The sequence below is a fragment of the Streptomyces sp. NPDC005303 genome, assembly GCF_040607335.1.
Lineage (GTDB): Bacteria > Actinomycetota > Actinomycetes > Streptomycetales > Streptomycetaceae > Streptomyces.
On record NZ_JBEXGM010000011.1, the window covers coordinates 100,284 to 116,000 of the forward strand.

14 protein-coding genes and 1 tRNA gene are annotated in these 15,717 nt (G+C 70.8%); 7 read left to right on the top strand and 8 right to left on the bottom strand.

Features of this window, described 5'->3' with window-relative positions; genetic code table 11:
- The first annotated feature begins 56 nt into the window (after positions 1 to 56).
- Positions 57 to 3,557 carry a thiol reductant ABC exporter subunit CydD gene (gene cydD, locus ABZT93_RS18300; protein ID WP_356105556.1) on the top strand — a complete coding sequence of 1,167 codons (3,501 nt, stop codon included), beginning with the start codon at positions 57 to 59 and terminating at the stop codon, positions 3,555 to 3,557.
- A gap of 40 nt (positions 3,558 to 3,597) precedes the next feature.
- Here cydD and ABZT93_RS18305 read toward each other — a convergent pair whose 3' ends face one another.
- The 8 genes from ABZT93_RS18305 to ABZT93_RS18340 all read right to left on the bottom strand — a co-directional run bounded on the left by ABZT93_RS18305 (position 3,598) and on the right by ABZT93_RS18340 (position 11,093).
- The gene (locus tag ABZT93_RS18305) at positions 3,598 to 4,482 is read right to left on the bottom strand and encodes an HAD family hydrolase (protein ID WP_356105558.1); all 885 of its coding nucleotides are present in this window, start codon (positions 4,480 to 4,482) and stop codon (positions 3,598 to 3,600) included.
- An 83-nt stretch (positions 4,483 to 4,565) separates the two neighbouring features.
- On the bottom strand, positions 4,566 to 5,468 hold the full coding sequence (locus tag ABZT93_RS18310; protein ID WP_356105560.1) for an LLM class flavin-dependent oxidoreductase: 903 nt from the start codon (positions 5,466 to 5,468) through the stop codon (positions 4,566 to 4,568).
- Positions 5,469 to 5,520: 52 nt separating this feature from the next.
- Positions 5,521 to 5,976 carry a hypothetical protein gene (locus ABZT93_RS18315; protein WP_356105562.1) on the bottom strand — a complete coding sequence of 152 codons (456 nt, stop codon included), beginning with the start codon at positions 5,974 to 5,976 and terminating at the stop codon, positions 5,521 to 5,523.
- A 24-nt stretch (positions 5,977 to 6,000) separates the two neighbouring features.
- The gene (locus tag ABZT93_RS18320; protein WP_356105564.1) at positions 6,001 to 6,573 is read right to left on the bottom strand and encodes an RNA 2'-phosphotransferase; all 573 of its coding nucleotides are present in this window, start codon (positions 6,571 to 6,573) and stop codon (positions 6,001 to 6,003) included.
- 122 nt (positions 6,574 to 6,695) lie between these two features.
- Positions 6,696 to 7,634 (bottom strand): MerR family transcriptional regulator, encoded by a 939-nt coding sequence (locus ABZT93_RS18325; RefSeq protein WP_356105566.1) that lies wholly within the window; start codon positions 7,632 to 7,634, stop codon positions 6,696 to 6,698.
- Positions 7,631 to 8,500, bottom strand: a complete 870-nt coding sequence (locus tag ABZT93_RS18330) for a metal-dependent hydrolase (RefSeq protein ID WP_356105568.1) — start codon at positions 8,498 to 8,500, stop codon at positions 7,631 to 7,633. Before ABZT93_RS18330 ends, ABZT93_RS18325 begins: the two co-directional genes overlap by 4 nt.
- The gene (locus tag ABZT93_RS18335; protein WP_356105570.1) at positions 8,497 to 10,254 is read right to left on the bottom strand and encodes an SDR family oxidoreductase; all 1,758 of its coding nucleotides are present in this window, start codon (positions 10,252 to 10,254) and stop codon (positions 8,497 to 8,499) included. Before ABZT93_RS18335 ends, ABZT93_RS18330 begins: the two co-directional genes overlap by 4 nt.
- Entirely contained in the window at positions 10,251 to 11,093 is an 843-nt protein-coding gene (locus tag ABZT93_RS18340; RefSeq protein WP_356105571.1) for a M24 family metallopeptidase, read from the bottom strand. The genes ABZT93_RS18335 and ABZT93_RS18340 overlap by 4 nt, the downstream gene beginning before the upstream one ends.
- Positions 11,094 to 11,341: 248 nt before the next feature.
- Here ABZT93_RS18340 and ABZT93_RS18345 point away from each other — a divergent pair, with 248 nt between their 5' ends.
- The 6 genes from ABZT93_RS18345 (at position 11,342) to ABZT93_RS18370 (ending at position 15,494) form a co-directional block, all read left to right on the top strand.
- Positions 11,342 to 12,307: an ABC transporter ATP-binding protein gene (locus tag ABZT93_RS18345; RefSeq protein WP_356105752.1), complete on the top strand. Its 966-nt coding sequence runs from the start codon at positions 11,342 to 11,344 to the stop codon at positions 12,305 to 12,307.
- Positions 12,297 to 13,205, top strand: coding sequence for an ABC transporter permease subunit (locus ABZT93_RS18350; protein ID WP_356105573.1), 909 nt, complete (start codon positions 12,297 to 12,299; stop codon positions 13,203 to 13,205). The genes ABZT93_RS18345 and ABZT93_RS18350 overlap by 11 nt, the downstream gene beginning before the upstream one ends.
- A complete protein-coding gene (locus ABZT93_RS18355; protein WP_356105575.1) occupies positions 13,202 to 14,113 on the top strand; it encodes an ABC transporter ATP-binding protein in 912 nt (303 codons plus the stop codon). The genes ABZT93_RS18350 and ABZT93_RS18355 overlap by 4 nt, the downstream gene beginning before the upstream one ends.
- 10 nt (positions 14,114 to 14,123) lie before the next feature.
- A complete protein-coding gene (locus tag ABZT93_RS18360; RefSeq protein WP_356105577.1) occupies positions 14,124 to 14,843 on the top strand; it encodes an ABC transporter permease in 720 nt (239 codons plus the stop codon).
- Positions 14,844 to 14,939: 96 nt separating this feature from the next.
- Complete coding sequence (locus tag ABZT93_RS18365) at positions 14,940 to 15,137, top strand: hypothetical protein (RefSeq protein WP_280850557.1); 198 nt, start codon at positions 14,940 to 14,942, stop codon at positions 15,135 to 15,137.
- A 269-nt stretch (positions 15,138 to 15,406) separates the two neighbouring features.
- Positions 15,407 to 15,494: transfer RNA gene (locus ABZT93_RS18370), tRNA-Ser, on the top strand.
- Positions 15,495 to 15,717: the final 223 nt, after the last annotated feature.

Here is a 15,717-nt window from a genome sequence, read left to right on the forward strand (position 1 = left end):
CGCATTGGGGCATGTTTCACGTGAAACATGCCCCTTGAGAAGAGGGTGTGTTTCACGTGAAACCGATCGACCCGCGTCTGCTCCGATACGCCCGGGCCACCCGCCTCTTCCTGGTGGCGGTAGTCGGCCTCGGCGGTCTCGGAGCCCTGTTGGTCATCGCTCAGGCGATGCTCATCGCCGAGATCGTGGTCGGAGCGTTCCAGCACGGTCTGGCGGTCGCTGAACTCCGTACTCCCCTGCTGCTGTTGGCTGCCGTAGCTGTCGGCCGTGGACTCGTCTCCTGGCTCACTGAACTCGCGGCCCACCGGGCGAGCGCGGCGGTGAAGTCGGAGCTGCGGGGACGGCTGCTGGAGCGGGCCACCGCGCTGGGGCCCGGCTGGCTCAGCGGGCAGCGGACGGGGTCCCTGGTCGCGCTCGCCACCAGGGGAGTCGACGCCCTCGACGACTACTTCTCGCGCTACCTCCCGCAGTTGGGCCTTGCGGTGGTCGTGCCGGTGGCGGTGCTGGCGCGGATCGTGACCGAGGACTGGGTCTCGGCAGCCATCATCGTCGGGACCCTGCCCCTCATCCCGGTCTTCATGGTGCTGATCGGCTGGGCCACGCAGTCCCGGATGGACCGTCAGTGGCGACTGCTGTCCCGACTGTCCGGACACTTCCTGGACGTCGTCGCGGGACTGCCGACCCTGAAGGTGTTCGGCCGGGCCAAAGCACAGGCCGATTCGATCCGCCGTATCACCGGCGAATACCGGCAGGCGACCATGCGGACGCTGCGGATCGCCTTCATCTCCTCTTTCGCCCTGGAGCTGCTGTCGACGCTCTCGGTGGCTCTGGTCGCCGTGACGATCGGGATGCGTCTGGTCCACGGCGAGATGCGCCTGTACGACGGCCTGGTCATCCTCATCCTGGCCCCGGAGGCGTATCTGCCCCTGCGGCAGGTGGGTGCTCAGTATCACGCCGCGGCGGAGGGGCTGGCGGCCGCCGAGGAGATCTTCTCGGTGCTGGAGACGCCGGTACCGGCATCGGGCACGGCTGCGGTACCGGCCGGGGCGCTGGCCTTCGAACAGGTCACGGTCAGGTACTCGGGCCGCTCCGGGGACGCCCTCACGAACGTGTCCTTCGAGGTCGCGCCCGGGGAGACGGTGGCGCTCATCGGGCCCAGCGGGGCGGGCAAGTCGACGTTGCTGAACGTCCTGCTGGGATTCGTGCGGCCGGACGAGGGGCGGGTGCGGATCGGGGGAACCGATCTCGCCGAGGCCGACCTGGAGGAGTGGCGGTCGCGCGTGGCGTGGGTACCGCAGCGGCCGCAGCTGTTCGCCGGGACGATCGCCGAGAACGTGAGGCTGGCCCGGCCTGATGCCGACGAGGCCGCCGTACGGCGAGCGCTGGGGGACGCGGGGGCTCTGGAGTTCGTCGACGCGCTCCCGCTGGGGGCCGATACCGTGCTCGGTGAGGACGGGGCTGGACTGTCCGCCGGGCAAAGGCAGCGGCTCGCGCTGGCCCGGGCCTTCCTCACGGACCGGCCGGTCCTGCTCCTCGACGAGCCGACAGCGGCGCTCGACGGAGCCACCGAGGCGGAGATCGTGGCGGCGGTACGGCGGCTGGCGGCCGGGCGCACGGTACTGCTGGTGGTGCACCGACCGGCGTTGCTCGCGGTGGCCGACCGGGTGGTGCGGCTGGCGGAGCCCGCGTCGCCGGCTCCGGCGGACGCCATGGCCAGGACGTCCACGGCACGCGCGGTCGAAGGCAACGGCCCCGCTCCGGCGGAGCCTGGGACGGCCGACTCGCCGACGGAGGCGCGCAGCGTTCTTGCCCGCGTCCGTGCCATGTCGGGACCCCGACGAGGCCGTCTCGCGCTCGCGATGCTGCTCGGCAGTCTCGCGCTCGGCAGCGCCGTGGGACTGATGGCCACCTCCGGTTGGCTGATCTCGCGGGCCTCGCAGCAGCCACCCGTGCTGTATCTGATGGTGGCGGTGACGGCGAGCCGGGCCTTCGGGATCGGGCGGGCCGTGTTCCGGTACGCGGAGCGGCTGGTGTCGCACGACACGGTGCTGCGCATGCTCGCCGACACCAGGGTGGCCGTGTACGGGCGCCTGGAACGGCTGGCGCCCGCCGGGCTGCGCACGGTTCGCCGGGGTGATCTGCTCTCGCGGCTCGTCTCCGACGTGGACGCCCTCCAGGACTACTGGCTGCGCTGGCTGCTGCCCGCCGGTGCGGCCGTCGTGGTGTCGGCGGCCTCCGTGGGTTTCACGGCCTGGCTGCTGCCGGAGGCCGGTGCCGCGCTCGCCGTGGGCCTGCTGGCCGCCGGTGTCGGTGTCCCGCTCGTCACGGGAGCCGTGGCCCGACGCGCCGAGCGCAGGCTCGCCCCCGCCCGCGGGGAACTGTCGACCCGCGTGACCGATCTCCTCACCGGGACCGCGGAGCTGACCGTCGCCGGTGCCGTGCCCGCCCGTACCGCCCAGGCACGGCGGGCCGACGGCGTCCTCACCCGGATCGCCTCCCGCGCCGCCACCGCCACCGCACTCGGTGACGGTCTCACCGCGCTGATCTGCGGCCTGACCGTCACCGCCACCGCCCTCGTGGGCGCCCAGGCGGTCGCCTCGGGGCGCCTCGGCGGGGTGGTCATGGCTGTCGTCGTGCTCACTCCGCTGGCAGCCTTCGAGGCCGTCCTCGGGTTGCCGCTCGCCGTGCAGTACCGCCAGCGGGTGCGCAGAAGTGCGGAGCGTGTCCACGAGGTGCTGGACGCGCCCGAACCGGTGCGGGAGCCGGAACACGCTCGGCAGGCGCCGGCCTCGCTGTTCCCGCTCGTCCTCCAGGGACTGACCACCCGGCACCAAGGCCAGGACCGGGACGCGCTCACGGGCCTCGACCTGACCCTCACGGAGGGCCGGAGGACCGCCGTGGTCGGCGCCTCAGGCTCCGGAAAGACGACGCTCGCGCAGGTGCTGCTGCGCTTCCTGGACGCGAACGCCGGCACGTACACCGTTGGCGGCGTGGACGCCTACGGCCTGCGGAGCGACGACGTACGGCGGCTGGTGGGGCTGTGTGCCCAGGACGCCCACCTTTTCGACAGCTCGGTGCGCGAGAACTTGCTCCTCGCCAAGAAGGACGCGACCGAGGACGAGCTGCGCGACGCGCTGCGGCGGGCCCGCCTGCTCGACTGGGCCGAGAGCCTGCCCGACGGGCTCGACACCCTGGTCGGCGAGCACGGCGCCTGGCTGTCCGGCGGTCAGCGCCAACGGCTCGCGCTGGCCCGGGCGCTGCTCGCCGACTTCCCCGTCCTGGTCCTGGACGAGCCGGCCGAGCATCTCGACCTGCCCACCGCCGACGCCCTCACCGCCGATCTGCTGGCCGCGACCGAGGGCCGTACGACACTCCTCATCACGCACCGCCTGGCGGGACTCGAGTCGGTGGACGAGGTGGTCGTACTCGACGAGGGACGGGTGGTGCAGCGGGGGCCCTTCGCGGAACTGGCGAGTGTGGAGGGGCCGTTGCGAAGGATGGCCGAGCGGGAGGCGAAGTCGGAGTTGCTGGGGGCACCTGGGGTGGCGGTCGGCTGAGCCGTGCGTGGAGTGTCCCTCGGCCGAGCCGGGACGCCACCTACAGCCGTTCCAGCATCCGCTCGATCACGACGGCCACCCCGTCGTCGTTGTTGGCGACGGTCCGGCCCGAGGCCGCGGCGATCACGTCGGGGTGGGCGTTGCCCATCGCGTACGACTGTCCTGCCCAGGTGAGCATCTCGACGTCGTTGGGCATGTCCCCGAAGGCGACGACCTGTTCGTGCGAGATCCCGCGTTCGGCGCAGCACAGGGCGAGCGTGCTGGCCTTGGAGACACCGGGGCCACTGATCTCCAGCAGGGCGCTGGGGCTGGACCGGGTGACGTTGGCGCGGTCGCCGATCGCGAGGCGGGAGAGGGTGAGGAAGGCGTCCGGGTCGATCGAGGGGTGGTAGGCGAGGATCTTCAGCACCGGCTCGGCGGCACCGGGACCGTCCTCGGCCAGCAGTTCCTCGGCGGGGGCGAGGTTGTCCGGGACCTCCATGTGCAGCTTGGGATAGTCCGGCTCCTGGTGGAAGCCGTACGTCTGCTCCACCGCGTACACCGTGCCCGGCGCCGCCTCGCGCAGCAGCTGTACGGCGTCCAGCGCGTTCTCCCGGGCCAGCTCGCGAACCTTCACGAACCGGTGGGCCCCGGGGCCGCCGTGCAGGTCGACCACCGCGGCGCCGTTGCCGCAGATGGCGAGGCCGTGGCCGTGGACGTGGTCGCTGACGACGTCCATCCAGCGGGCCGGGCGACCGGTGACGAAGAAGACCTCGATGCCGGCCTTCTCGGCGGCGGCGAGGGCCGCGACCGTGCGTGGGGACACCGACTTGTCGTCGCGCAGCAGTGTGCCGTCGAGATCGGTGGCGATCAGGCGGGGCGGTATGCCGGCGGCCGGGGTCTCGGGCTGTCGAGTTGCTGAGGTCACCGGCTTATTCTCCCGCATATGCGTGCACGACCGTGCGGGCGCCCACACAGGTGAGACATAGATGACGCGGGGGCGGCCCCACCCGCCCCGGTGCGGCTGTCTCAGCCCAGCTGTGCCGGGGCCTCCATGGCGATCCGCTCGAAGACCTTCTCCTCTGCGGCGAAGTCCGAGTCGGGGATCGGCCAGTGGATCACGAGCTCCGTGAAGCCGAGTTCCTGGTGGCGGCCCGCGAAGTCGACGAACGCGTCGAGGGACTCCAGCGGGCGGGCTCGGTCCGGGGTGAAACCGGTGAGCAGGATCTTGTCCAGAGTGTTCGCGTCCCGGCCGAGCGCCGCGCAGGCATCGCTGAGCCTGTCGACCTGGCCGCGGAGGGCCTGGAAGGACTGCTGGGGGGTGCCGTTCTCGTGCAGCTTCGGGTCACCGGTGGTCACCCACGCCTGTCCGTGGCGTGCGGCGAGCTTCAGCCCGCGCGGTCCGGTGGCGGCCACGGCGAAGGGCAGCCGGGGTCGCTGGACGCACCCGGGGATGTTGCGGGCCTCGTGCGCCGAGTAGAAGTCGCCCTCGTAGGACACCGAGTCCTCGCTGAGCAGGCGGTCGAGCAGCGGGACGAACTCGGCGAGCCGGTCGGCACGTTCGCGAGGACTCCACGGGTCCTGGCCGAGTGCGGTGGCGTCGAAGCCGGTGCCGCCCGCGCCGATGCCGAGGGTGACGCGGCCGCCGGAGATGTCGTCGAGCGTGATCAGTTCCTTGGCGAGGGTCACCGGGTGCCGGAAGTTCGGCGAGGTGACCAGGGTGCCCAGGCGCAGCCTGTCGGTGACTCCCGCTGCGCCCGTGAGCGTCGGCACGGCCCCGAACCAGGGTCCGTCGCGGAAGGTGCGCCAGGACAGGTGGTCGTAGGTGTATCCGGTGTGGAAGCCGAGCTGCTCCGCGCGCTGCCATGTCTCGCGGCCCCCCTCGTTCCAGCGGCGGTGGGGGAGGATCACGGTGCTCAGGCGCAGACTCATGTGTCCGAGCGTAAGCGCAGGGCCGTGTTTCACGTGAAACAGCGACTCACGGTCACTGGGTGCGGCCGCTGAGCCAGGGGCTGAGGCCGACCGGGATGAACTCCTTGTGCACGCGGTCGCCCGGGAGCGGCACCATGAGGAAGTGGCTGGGCGGGAAGCGGCGCGCCTTGACCCAGGCGTGGCCTTCGTAGAGGGCGCGGAGGAAGGCGGGGACGTCGTCGCGGGCGATGTCGGGGCACTCGACTCCGTCCACGGTGATCAGGGCGTCGTCGTCCGGGAAAAGGCGCACATCCACGCGCGGGCGGCCGCCGAGCTCGACATAGGCCTCGTGGGGCAGGGTGCCGTCCGGGTCGGTGGTGACGCCGACGCCTGCCGCGCTGCGGCGGGAGGTCTGGTCGGCGCCGATGTCGTGGGTCACCTCGATGGCGAGCGCATACTCGGCGGCGAGGGCGCGGAGCGCGGTGACGGCGGCCTCGGTGGTGGGGAGGTGGTCCCTGCCGTTGTCCATGGCGTCGATCATCTCCCACCGGGTTCAGTGCGACTCGGGAAGGCGCAGGTATCGCGGTGGCACGGCCTGGGTCAACCACACCCCGTTCGCGCTGACGTGGAAGACGTGGCCGTCGCGGTGCATGGCCTGCGCGTCCACGGAGAGCACGACGGGACGGCCGCGGCGGGCACCGACCCGGGTCGCGGTCTCGCGGTCGGCCGATAGGTGCACGTCGTGCCGGTTCATGGGACGCAGTCCCTCGGCGCGGATCGCGTCCAGGTGGCGGGCCACGGTGCCGTGGTAGAGGTACGGCGGCGGGGTCGCCGGGGGCAGGCCCAGGTCGACGTCGATGCTGTGGCCCTGGCTGGCGCGGATGCGGGTGCCGTCGATCGCGAAGCGCTGCTTGTCGTTGGCGGCGACCACGTGGTCCAGCTCGTCCCGGGTGAAGCGGAAGCCGTGCGCGGTGGCCGCGGCGATCAGGACGTCGATCTCGACCCAGCCGGCCTCGTCGAGCGTGAGCCCGATCCGCTCGGGCTGGTGGCGCAGATGCTTGGAGAGGTACTTCGACACCTTCACGGTGCGTCTCTCGTCCCTCTCGCGTGGCTTGTTCTCGTTCATCCCGCCAGGGTGCCGGGAGAGACGTGAATCACGCGAATGATTTTGGCCCGGATGTTTGATCCACAACCAACTGTAGTTATCCACAGGTTACTTGCCGTTTCTGTGGACAACTCCCTGTCATGTCAGTCCCCTTCGTCAAGATCGACTGGGGGCGGCCCACTTGACGTGAGCGCATCCAACTTCCTTGCCCGCACCTCCCGTTCAGCCGCCAACACAAAGAACTCCGCCACCCGCTCCGCCCCAACCAGCCCCTCCACCGCCCGCATCGTCTCCTCGGGCACCGCCACGGAACGTGACACCGGACCCCCGTCGGGCGTCTCCTCTGAACCCAGGTGCTGCCGCAGCTGCCGCACCGCCAACAGCCGCATCGCACGTGCGAGTTCGGCGTCCACGGTCTGCTGGGCGAGGGGTCGCAGCCGTCGTACGAGTGAGGCCGCTTCGGTGGCGTCGGCGTCGGTCGGCTGGTGCGGCCCGGTCAGGTAGCGGGCGAAGACGTGCTCGGTGGTGAACTCCAGGAAACGGGCGGCGATGTGCTCGACCTGTCCCCTCAACTCCCGCAGATGGCCCGAGATCGCGGAGAGGGGCACTCCGGCCGCGTGCAACTCGGCGGCCACAGCGAGCTCTTGGGGGCTCGGCACGAGGAAGACGTCCTCGTCTCCGGGTACCGGCTCCAGTACGCCGAGTTCCACCGCCTCGGCGACCGCGGCCGCGTCGCGGATACCGCCGAAGCGTGCGTCCAGTTCGGCGCGGGAGATCCGGACGGCCTCCTCGTCGGTCCACGGCCTGTCGACCTCGGCGACCAGCCCGAGGATCCCGCCGAGGCCGCGGCCGGAGTCGTAGGCCTCCAGGAGCTCCTTGATGGAGGCCAGGCCGTAGCCGCGGTCGAGGAGGTCGGCGATCTGCCGCAGCCGGGCGAGGTGGGTGTCGGTGTAGATGTTGGCGCGGCCGCGGCGCTCGGGGCGGGGGAGCAGCCCGCGGTCCTGGTAGGCGCGGATGGTGCGGACGGTGGCGCCGCTGAGGTGGGCGAGGTCCTCGATCCGGTAGGCAGGGGTGTCGCTCACGAGGCCGCCCGGGCCGCCGGTGACCGCTTCAGATACTCCACCGCACGGCTCAACGACCCTTCCCGCGAAGGGTGGTAGGTCCGCCGGAGATAGCGCGGTACGGCCGCACCGAGCGCACCCCAGGCCGGCAGCAAGCCCTTGCGTACGGCCTTCTGGTGCTCCTTGAGGGAGTAGCGCAGCCGCCCGGCCAGCTGTGGATCGTGGCGCATCAGGTAGGCCGTGCCCCATACCCACAGGTACAGCATGACCGGGGCCGTCACCGCCATGCCCGCGATGCGACGGGTGTAGCGGGGTGTGCCGGTGCCGCCGCAGTGCTGGTACATGTCGAAGGCGACCGCGCGGTGTTCGACCTCCTCGGCGCCGTGCCAGCGCAGCAGGTCGAGCATGACCTCGTCGGCGTCGGCCCGATCGAGGCCGTCGGCGGCCAGGACCCAGTCGCCGAGCACCGCCGTGAACTGTTCGACAGCGGCGACCACCGACAACCGGAAACGCAGCCACTCGCGCGCGGGAATGGGCGTGTTGAGCGGTGGGCGCTCGCCGAGCAGCCGCTCGAAGAGGAAGTCGACGTACTTGGTGAAGCCGGCGGTGTCGAGCTGCTGCGCCGCCAGGTGGTCCAGCACGTGCGTGTGCTGGACGCTGTGCGTGGCCTCCTGGCCCATGAACCCCTTGACGTCGGAGCGGAGTTCGGGGTCCGTGATCAGCGGCAGGGCCTCCTTGAAGACCTTCACGAACCAGCGCTCCCCCGCCGGCAGCAGCAGGTGCAGGACGTTGATGACGTGGGTGGCGGTGGGCTCGTCGGGGATCCAGTGCAGGGGCGTACGGGACCAGTCGAAGGCGACCCGGCGCGGGGCGATGTCGTGGCTCACTTCGGTGGCTCCAGCCGTGCGATCGCGCGCAGTGCCTTCGGCGCCCACCGGGCCAGGGCGTGTGCGCCGCGGGCCTCGGGGGTGACCGGTACGACGGCCTGGTTGCGCACGACCGCTCTCAGGATGGCGTCGGCGACCTTCTCGGGCGGGTAGTTCCGCAGCTGGTAGAGGCGGGCCGTGCGCTTCTGGCGGCGTTTCTCCTCGTCGGCGTCGACGCCCGCGAAGCGCGCGGTGGAGGTGATGGCGGTGTTGACGAAGCCGGGGCAGATCGCCGAGACACCGATCCCCCGGCCCGCCAGCTCCGCGCGCAGGCTCTCGCTGAGCATGAGGACGGCGGCCTTGGAGGTGCCGTAGGCGGACAGCGCCCTGGAGGGCTGATAGGCGGCCGCCGAGGCGATGTTGACGATGTGGCCGCCCTGTCCGCGCTCGGCCATCTGCCGGCCGAAGAGCCGGCAGCCGTGGATGACGCCCCACAGGTTGACGTCGAGGACCTTCTTCCAGTCCTCGGTGGTGGTGTCGAGGAAGGAGCCGCCGAGGCCGATGCCCGCGTTGTTGACCAGGACGTCCACCACGCCGTACTCGGCGGCGACCTTGGCGGCGAGTTTCTCCATGGCCTGCTCGTCGGAGACGTCGACGGTCTCCGCCCAGGCTTCGGGAGCGCCGAGCAGCCGGGACAGTTCGGCGGTGCGGGCGGCGGACTCGGCGTCCCGGTCGACGGCCACCACGCGCGCGCCGGCCTCGGCGAAGGCGAACGTGGTGGCCCGTCCGATGCCGCTGCCCGCGCCGGTGACGAGGACGAGCTGTCCGCCGAACCGGTCGGCGTGCTTCCCGGTCGCCTGTACGGCGGTCCGGCCGCCTTCGACGGACGTCACGAACTCCGTGATCCACGCCGCCAGCTGGTCGGGCCGGGAGCGGGGGATCCAGTGCTTGGCGGGAAGGGTGCGCCGGGTCAGCTGTGGCGCCCACCCCTCCAGGCCGTCGTAGAGCTTCTCCGAGAGGAACGCGTCGCCCACGGGCGTGATGAGCTGCACGGGCGCGTGTGCGTACGCGTCGGTGCGCGGGTGGCGCAACCGGGCCCGGATGTTGTCCCGGTACAGCCAGGCGCCGTGGGCCGCGTCGCTGGGCAGCGAGGGGGTGGGGTAGCCGTCGGCGGGGATCTTCTCGGCGCGCTCCAGGATGCGCGGCCAGACCTTGCCGAGCGGGCCGCGCCAGGCCAGTTCGGGCAGGGCGGGGGTGTGCAGCGCGTACACGTACCAGGACTTGGCGCCCTGGCCGAGGAGCTGGCCGATGCGGCGGGGTGTGGGGCGCCTGAGGCGGCCCGCGATCCAGTGGCCGAAGTGGTCGAGGGACGGTCCGGACATCGAGGTGAAGGAGGCGATGCGGCCCTCGGTGCGCCGGACGGTGACGAACTCCCAGGCCTGCACCGAGCCCCAGTCGTGTCCGACCAGGTGCACGGGCCGGTCCGGGCTGACGGCGTCCGCGACGGCCAGGAAGTCGTCCGTCAGCTTCTCCAGGGTGAACCCTCCGCGCAGCGGCTTCGGTGCCGTGGAGCGGCCGTGGCCGCGGACGTCGTAGAGGACGACGTGGAAGCGGTCGGCGAGGCGGGAGGCGACCTCGGCCCAGACCTCCTTGCTGTCCGGGTAGCCGTGCACGAGGACGAGGGTCGGCTGCCCCGGGTCGCCCAGTTCGGCCACGCACAGGTCGACGCCGCCGGTGCGTACCCGGCGCTCGCGCGCGTCTTCGAGCAAGGTCATTTCTCCTCCGCCCAGCGCCGCACGTGCGGCAGGTCGTCGTCCAGCCAGAAGGCGCTCTGCTCGGGGTCCGCGGAGTCGGTGACGACCAGGATCTCCTCGAACTTCGCTCCCGTGCCCCGGAATCCGAGGTGGGGTTCGACCGCCCACAGCCCCGGCTGCGGCGGGTGGTCGGAGAAGCGGTACGGCGACCACAGGGGGGACCAGCCCTCCCGGTGACCGTGCAGCGCGTCGGCCGCCAGGCCTTTCAGTGCCTGGGTGCCGAACCCGAAGACGTGGGGTGACCAGCGGCGCTGCTTGACCTGGTCGACCTTGTGGGCGATCACACCGAAGGGGTACGCGCGGTGCCGGTTGGCGTAGCCCTGGCGGACCATGAGGCGGTCCACGTCCTGGTAGATCTCGCGCAGCGACCGCCGCTCGCGGACCTCGCGCAGGATCAGCTCGCGGTGTGCCTCCAGGTCGGACATCAGCCTGTCCTGGAGGGGGTTGACGCCGAGCGAGCCGGAGTAGCCGATGTCCGCGGTGTACCCCTCGTACACCGGGGCCAGGTCCAGGATGAACGGCATCCCGGGCTCCAGGCGGCGGTCGGTGGGGAAGAACTGGAACGGAACGCGGAAGCCCGTGAACGCGGTGCGGTCCCCGAACCAGGCGAAGGGCAGATGGAACCAGTCCCGGACGCCCCGCGCGCGCAACCACTCGCGCTGCATCCGGGCGGCCTGCCGCTCGCTCACGCCGGGCTCCAGACGGGCCGCGACCGCCTCCGCGCAGTCGTACGCGAGTCGCTGGACCTGCCTGAATCCCCGCAATCGGGTGGAGAGTTCGCCGTTCACTGTCGTCGTCATGCCGCCTCGTCCTCGTCGACTGCGGTACGTGCCCGTAACGTGACACTGGCGAATGTGACAGTCATTGGAGGTTGCGTCAATAGGGCCCGGGCGGGCTGTGGAAAAACCCGCCGATGTGGAAAACGGTGGCCGCGTTGTGGGACTTCAGGGTGACCCCTAGGTGCCCGTACGCCTGGAGTCTGATGCCGATGCAGCTCTGCGGGGTGACGACCTGAGTGGTCCGCGTCACTACTGTCGGGGATGTGACTGTGATCGCGACCGAAAGCCTGAGCAAGCGGTTCCCCAGGGTGACCGCGCTTGACCGGCTCTCCTTGGACGTCGGACCCGGTGTGACCGGACTCGTCGGAGCCAACGGAGCCGGCAAGTCCACCATGATCAAGATCCTGCTGGGTCTGTCCCCCGCCACCGAGGGCCGCGCCGAAGTGCTCGGCCTCGACGTCGCGACCAAGGGCGCCGCCATCCGCGAGCGGGTCGGCTACATGCCGGAGCACGACTGCCTGCCGCCCGACGTCTCGGCCACCGAGTTCGTCGTGCACATGGCCCGCATGTCCGGACTGCCGCCCACCGCCGCGCGGGAGCGCACCGCGGACACCCTGCGCCATGTGGGCCTGTACGAGGAGCGCTACCGCCCCATCGGCGGCTACTCCACGGGTATGAAGCAGCGCGTGAAGCTCGCGCAGGCCCTGGTCCACGACCCGCAGCTGGTCTTCCTGGACGAGCCGACCAACGGCCTCGACCCGGTCGGCCGCGACGACATGTTGGGCCTGATCCGCCGTATCTACACCGACTTCGGTATCTCGGTCCTGGTCACCTCGCACCTGCTGGGCGAGCTGGAGCGCACCTGCGACCACGTCGTCGTCATCGACGGTGGCAAGCTCCTGCGCTCCAGCTCCACCACCGACTTCACCCAGACCACCACGACCCTCGCGGTCGAGGTCACCGACACCGACGAGCACCCGGACGGCACCCGCGCGGTGCGCGAGGCACTGCACGCGCGCGGGGTGGAGGTCCTCGACTCCCAGAGCGGTCTGCCGGGCGCCGGCCACATCCTGCTGCTGACCGCACAGGGCGAGGAGACCTACGACGTCGTCCGGGACGTCGTCGCCGATCTCGGCCTCGGCCTGGTGCGCATGGAGCAGCGCAGGCACCACATCTCGGAAGTCTTCACGAACGAGGACGAGCAGCGGAAGGAGGCCGTAGGCCATGGCAGTTGAGCACCCGGTCACCGCCCCCTCGGGTGACCAGTCCCGCATCCACAACATCGGCTACCGCAGCTACGACGGCCCCCGTCTGGGCCGTTCCTACGCCACCCGCTCGCTCTACTCGCAGTCCCTGCGCGGCGCCTACGGCCTCGGCCGCTCGGTCAAGTCCAAGGTGCTGCCGATGCTGCTGTTCGCGGTGATGTGCGTGCCGGCGGCCATCATGGTGGCCGTCGCGGTCGCCACCAAGGCGAACGACCTGCCGGTCGACTACACCCGCTACGCGATCATCATGCAGTCCGTGATCTGCCTGTACGTCGCCTCCCAGGCGCCCCAGTCCGTCTCGCGCGACCTGCGCTTCAAGACCGTGCCGCTGTACTTCTCGCGGCCCATCGAGACCGCGGACTACGTGCGCGCCAAGTACGCGGCGCTGGCCACCGCGATGTTCATCCTCACCGCCGCCCCACTGATCGTGCTCTACGTGGGCGCGCTGCTGGCCAAGCTGGACTTCACCGAACAGACCAAGGGATTCGGTCAGGGACTGGTCTCCGTGGCGCTGCTCTCGCTGCTCTTCGCCGGTATCGGCCTGGTCATCGCGTCGGTCACCCCGCGCCGGGGCTTCGGCATCGCGGCCGTGATCGCCGTGCTGACCATCTCCTACGGCGCGGTCTCCACCCTCCAGGCCATCGCCGACGCCCAGGGCAGTACCGGTGCCATTCCGTGGATCGGCCTGTTCTCGCCGGTCACCCTCATCGACGGTGTGCAGTCCGCCTTCCTGGGCGCGACCGCGGCGCTCCCGGGCGGACACGGCCCCTCGACCGGCCAGGGCGTGGTGTACGTCCTGCTCACGCTCGGCCTGATCGCCGCCAGTTACGGCCTCCTGATGCGCCGCTACAAGAAGGTGGGACTGTGACCACGCTCCAGATCGACCACGTCTCCCGCTGGTTCGGCAACGTGGTCGCCGTCAACGACATCACCATGACGATCGGCCCCGGCGTCACCGGCCTCCTCGGCCCCAACGGCGCCGGAAAGTCCACCCTCATCAACATGATGGGCGGCTTCCTCGCCCCCTCCACCGGCACCGTCACCCTCGACGGACAGCAGGTGTGGCGCAACGAGGAGATCTACAAGCACATCGGCATCGTCCCCGAGCGCGAGGCGATGTACGACTTCCTCACCGGACGCGAATTCGTCGTCGCCAACGCCGAGTTGCACGGCCTCGGCGCCAAGGCCGCCCAGAAGGCGCTGGCCACGGTCGAGATGGAGTACGCGCAGGACCGCAAGATCTCCACGTACTCCAAGGGCATGCGCCAGCGCGTCAAGATGGCGTCCGCCCTGGTCCACGACCCCTCGCTGCTCCTGCTCGACGAGCCCTTCAACGGCATGGACCCGCGTCAGCGGATGCAGCTCATGGACCTGCTGCGGCGCATGGGCGACGAGGGCCGCACCGTGCTGTTCTCCTCGCACATCCTCGAAGAGGTCGAGCAGCTCGCCTGGCACATCGAGGTCGTCGTCGCGGGCCGGCACGCGGCCAGCGGCGACTTCCGCAAGATCCGCCGCCTGATGACGGACCGCCCGCACCGCTATCTGGTGCGTTCCAGCGACGACCGCGCCCTCGCGGCCGCGCTGATCGCCGACCCGTCGACGTCCGGCATCGAAGTCGACCTGACGGAGGGCGCGCTGCGCATCCAGGCCGTCGACTTCGGCCGTTTCACCGCGCTGCTGCCCAAGGTCGCGCGCGACCACGGCATCCGGCTGCTCACGGTCTCGCCGTCCGACGAGTCCCTCGAGTCCGTCTTCTCGTATCTCGTCGCGGCGTAGGAGGCCCAAGATGTACGACCCCACAGTCGCCCGACTCACCTACCGGGCCCTGCTCGGCCGCCGCAGGGCTCTCATCCTGGGCGCCCTGCCGATGCTGCTGATCGTGATCTCCGTGATCGTGCGCGCTCTGGTCGGCGCCGACGACCAGACCGCGTCCGATCTGCTGGGCGGACTCGCGCTCGCCACGATGGTGCCGATCATCGGTGTCATCGCGGGAACCGGCGCGATCGGCCCGGAGATCGACGACGGCTCGGTGGTGTACCTGCTGTCCAAGCCGGTCAAGCGGCCGACGATCATCTTCACCAAGCTGATCGTGGCGATCGCCGTCACGATGGTGTTCTCGGCCCTGCCGACGCTGATCGCGGGCTTCATCCTCAACGGCAACGGCCAGCAGATCGCCGTCGCCTACACGGTGGCCGCGCTGGTCTCCTCGATCGCCTACGCGGCGCTCTTCCTGCTGCTCGGCACGGTGTCCCGGCACGCGGTGGTCTTCGGGCTCGTCTACGCGCTGGTCTGGGAAGCCCTGTTCGGCTCCCTGGTCTCCGGGGCGAAGACCCTGAGCGTCCAGCAGTGGTCGCTGGCCGTCGCCCACAGGGTCGCGGGCGGGGACCTGGTCACCTCGGACGTCTCACTGCCGACGGCCACGGTGCTGCTGGTCGTGGTGACCGTCCTCGCGACCTGGTACGCGGGACAGAAGCTGCGGTCGCTGAAGCTGGCGGGCGAGGAGTAAGGGCCCCTGACGTCCCGCTTATTGACGGGGACTTCATCTTTGTCCGGGAACACTGGACAAAGGGGAACGTTCTGCTGCGAGTCGAAGGGAACGGGCATGGCAGACGACTGGGACGACCTCGTGCTGGACGAGGACTTCATACGGTCCGCGGGGACGACCGAGCCGTCTGCCCGAGCCCGGATGCTGGCAGCGCGCTGGCGTGAGGAGGAGCCCGAACCGCAGCCGTGGCGCTCCGACGAGCCTCCCGCCGGGTGGTTCTTCAGCAAGCGCCGACGGCGGTGGCGGCGCCGATAGGCTCGAACACCCGGCCGGATTTAATCGGTGGCGCCCAACTCGTCGTAACGGCACAGTTGGTGGTGTCCACAGCGCCGGACGTACGGTCCGGCGCCACGTTCTGGGAGAGGAGCCGGGCGATGTCCATGCACGACAGTACGTCCAGCTCCCGTCGGGGCGGCCCGTGGAGGACTCCGGTGTAGTTACGCCACCGTCGAGTACACCCGCAGGACTGCCCGGGGCGGCCGCTTCGAGCACGCGATGTCGCTCTCGCGTGAGGCCGCCCACCCGGAGGATTGGCCGAGTGGTAAGGCACCGGCTTGCTAAGCCGTGGTCGGGCCTGGAAAGCCCGCGCACGTTCGATTCGTGCATCCTCCGCGAGACGTTGTCACTGGGACCTGGCCGGGCTTCCTGGCCGGGGTACGACGAGAAGTTCGCTTGGCTCGGCGGACACGCCGATATGTGCCCGGGGTTCCGCCATGTTCCGCCACGCCCCCGTCCGTAAGGGCGCGGGCTTGCTCCCTGGGCCCAAGACCGAGCGGACCACCGCACCGGACTACCGCCGGCTCCGGCGCGGGCTCCGGATGCGGCGGAGCTCCGT

What these genes read in the sequence shown, in the direction of transcription:
- ABZT93_RS18305 (WP_356105558.1), bottom strand. Translation starts at nt 4,482, where the DNA reads ATGCGGGAGAATAAGCCGGTGACCTCAGCAACTCGACAGCCCGAGACC.
- ABZT93_RS18315 (WP_356105562.1), bottom strand. Translation starts at nt 5,976, where the DNA reads ATGGACAACGGCAGGGACCACCTCCCCACCACCGAGGCCGCCGTCACC.
- ABZT93_RS18360 (WP_356105577.1), top strand. Translation starts at nt 14,124, where the DNA reads ATGTACGACCCCACAGTCGCCCGACTCACCTACCGGGCCCTGCTCGGC.
- ABZT93_RS18365 (WP_280850557.1), top strand. Translation starts at nt 14,940, where the DNA reads ATGGCAGACGACTGGGACGACCTCGTGCTGGACGAGGACTTCATACGG.
- ABZT93_RS18340 (WP_356105571.1), bottom strand. Translation starts at nt 11,093, where the DNA reads ATGACGACGACAGTGAACGGCGAACTCTCCACCCGATTGCGGGGATTC.
- ABZT93_RS18310 (WP_356105560.1), bottom strand. Translation starts at nt 5,468, where the DNA reads ATGAGTCTGCGCCTGAGCACCGTGATCCTCCCCCACCGCCGCTGGAAC.
- ABZT93_RS18350 (WP_356105573.1), top strand. Translation starts at nt 12,297, where the DNA reads ATGGCAGTTGAGCACCCGGTCACCGCCCCCTCGGGTGACCAGTCCCGC.
- ABZT93_RS18335 (WP_356105570.1), bottom strand. Translation starts at nt 10,254, where the DNA reads ATGACCTTGCTCGAAGACGCGCGCGAGCGCCGGGTACGCACCGGCGGC.
- ABZT93_RS18320 (WP_356105564.1), bottom strand. Translation starts at nt 6,573, where the DNA reads ATGAACGAGAACAAGCCACGCGAGAGGGACGAGAGACGCACCGTGAAG.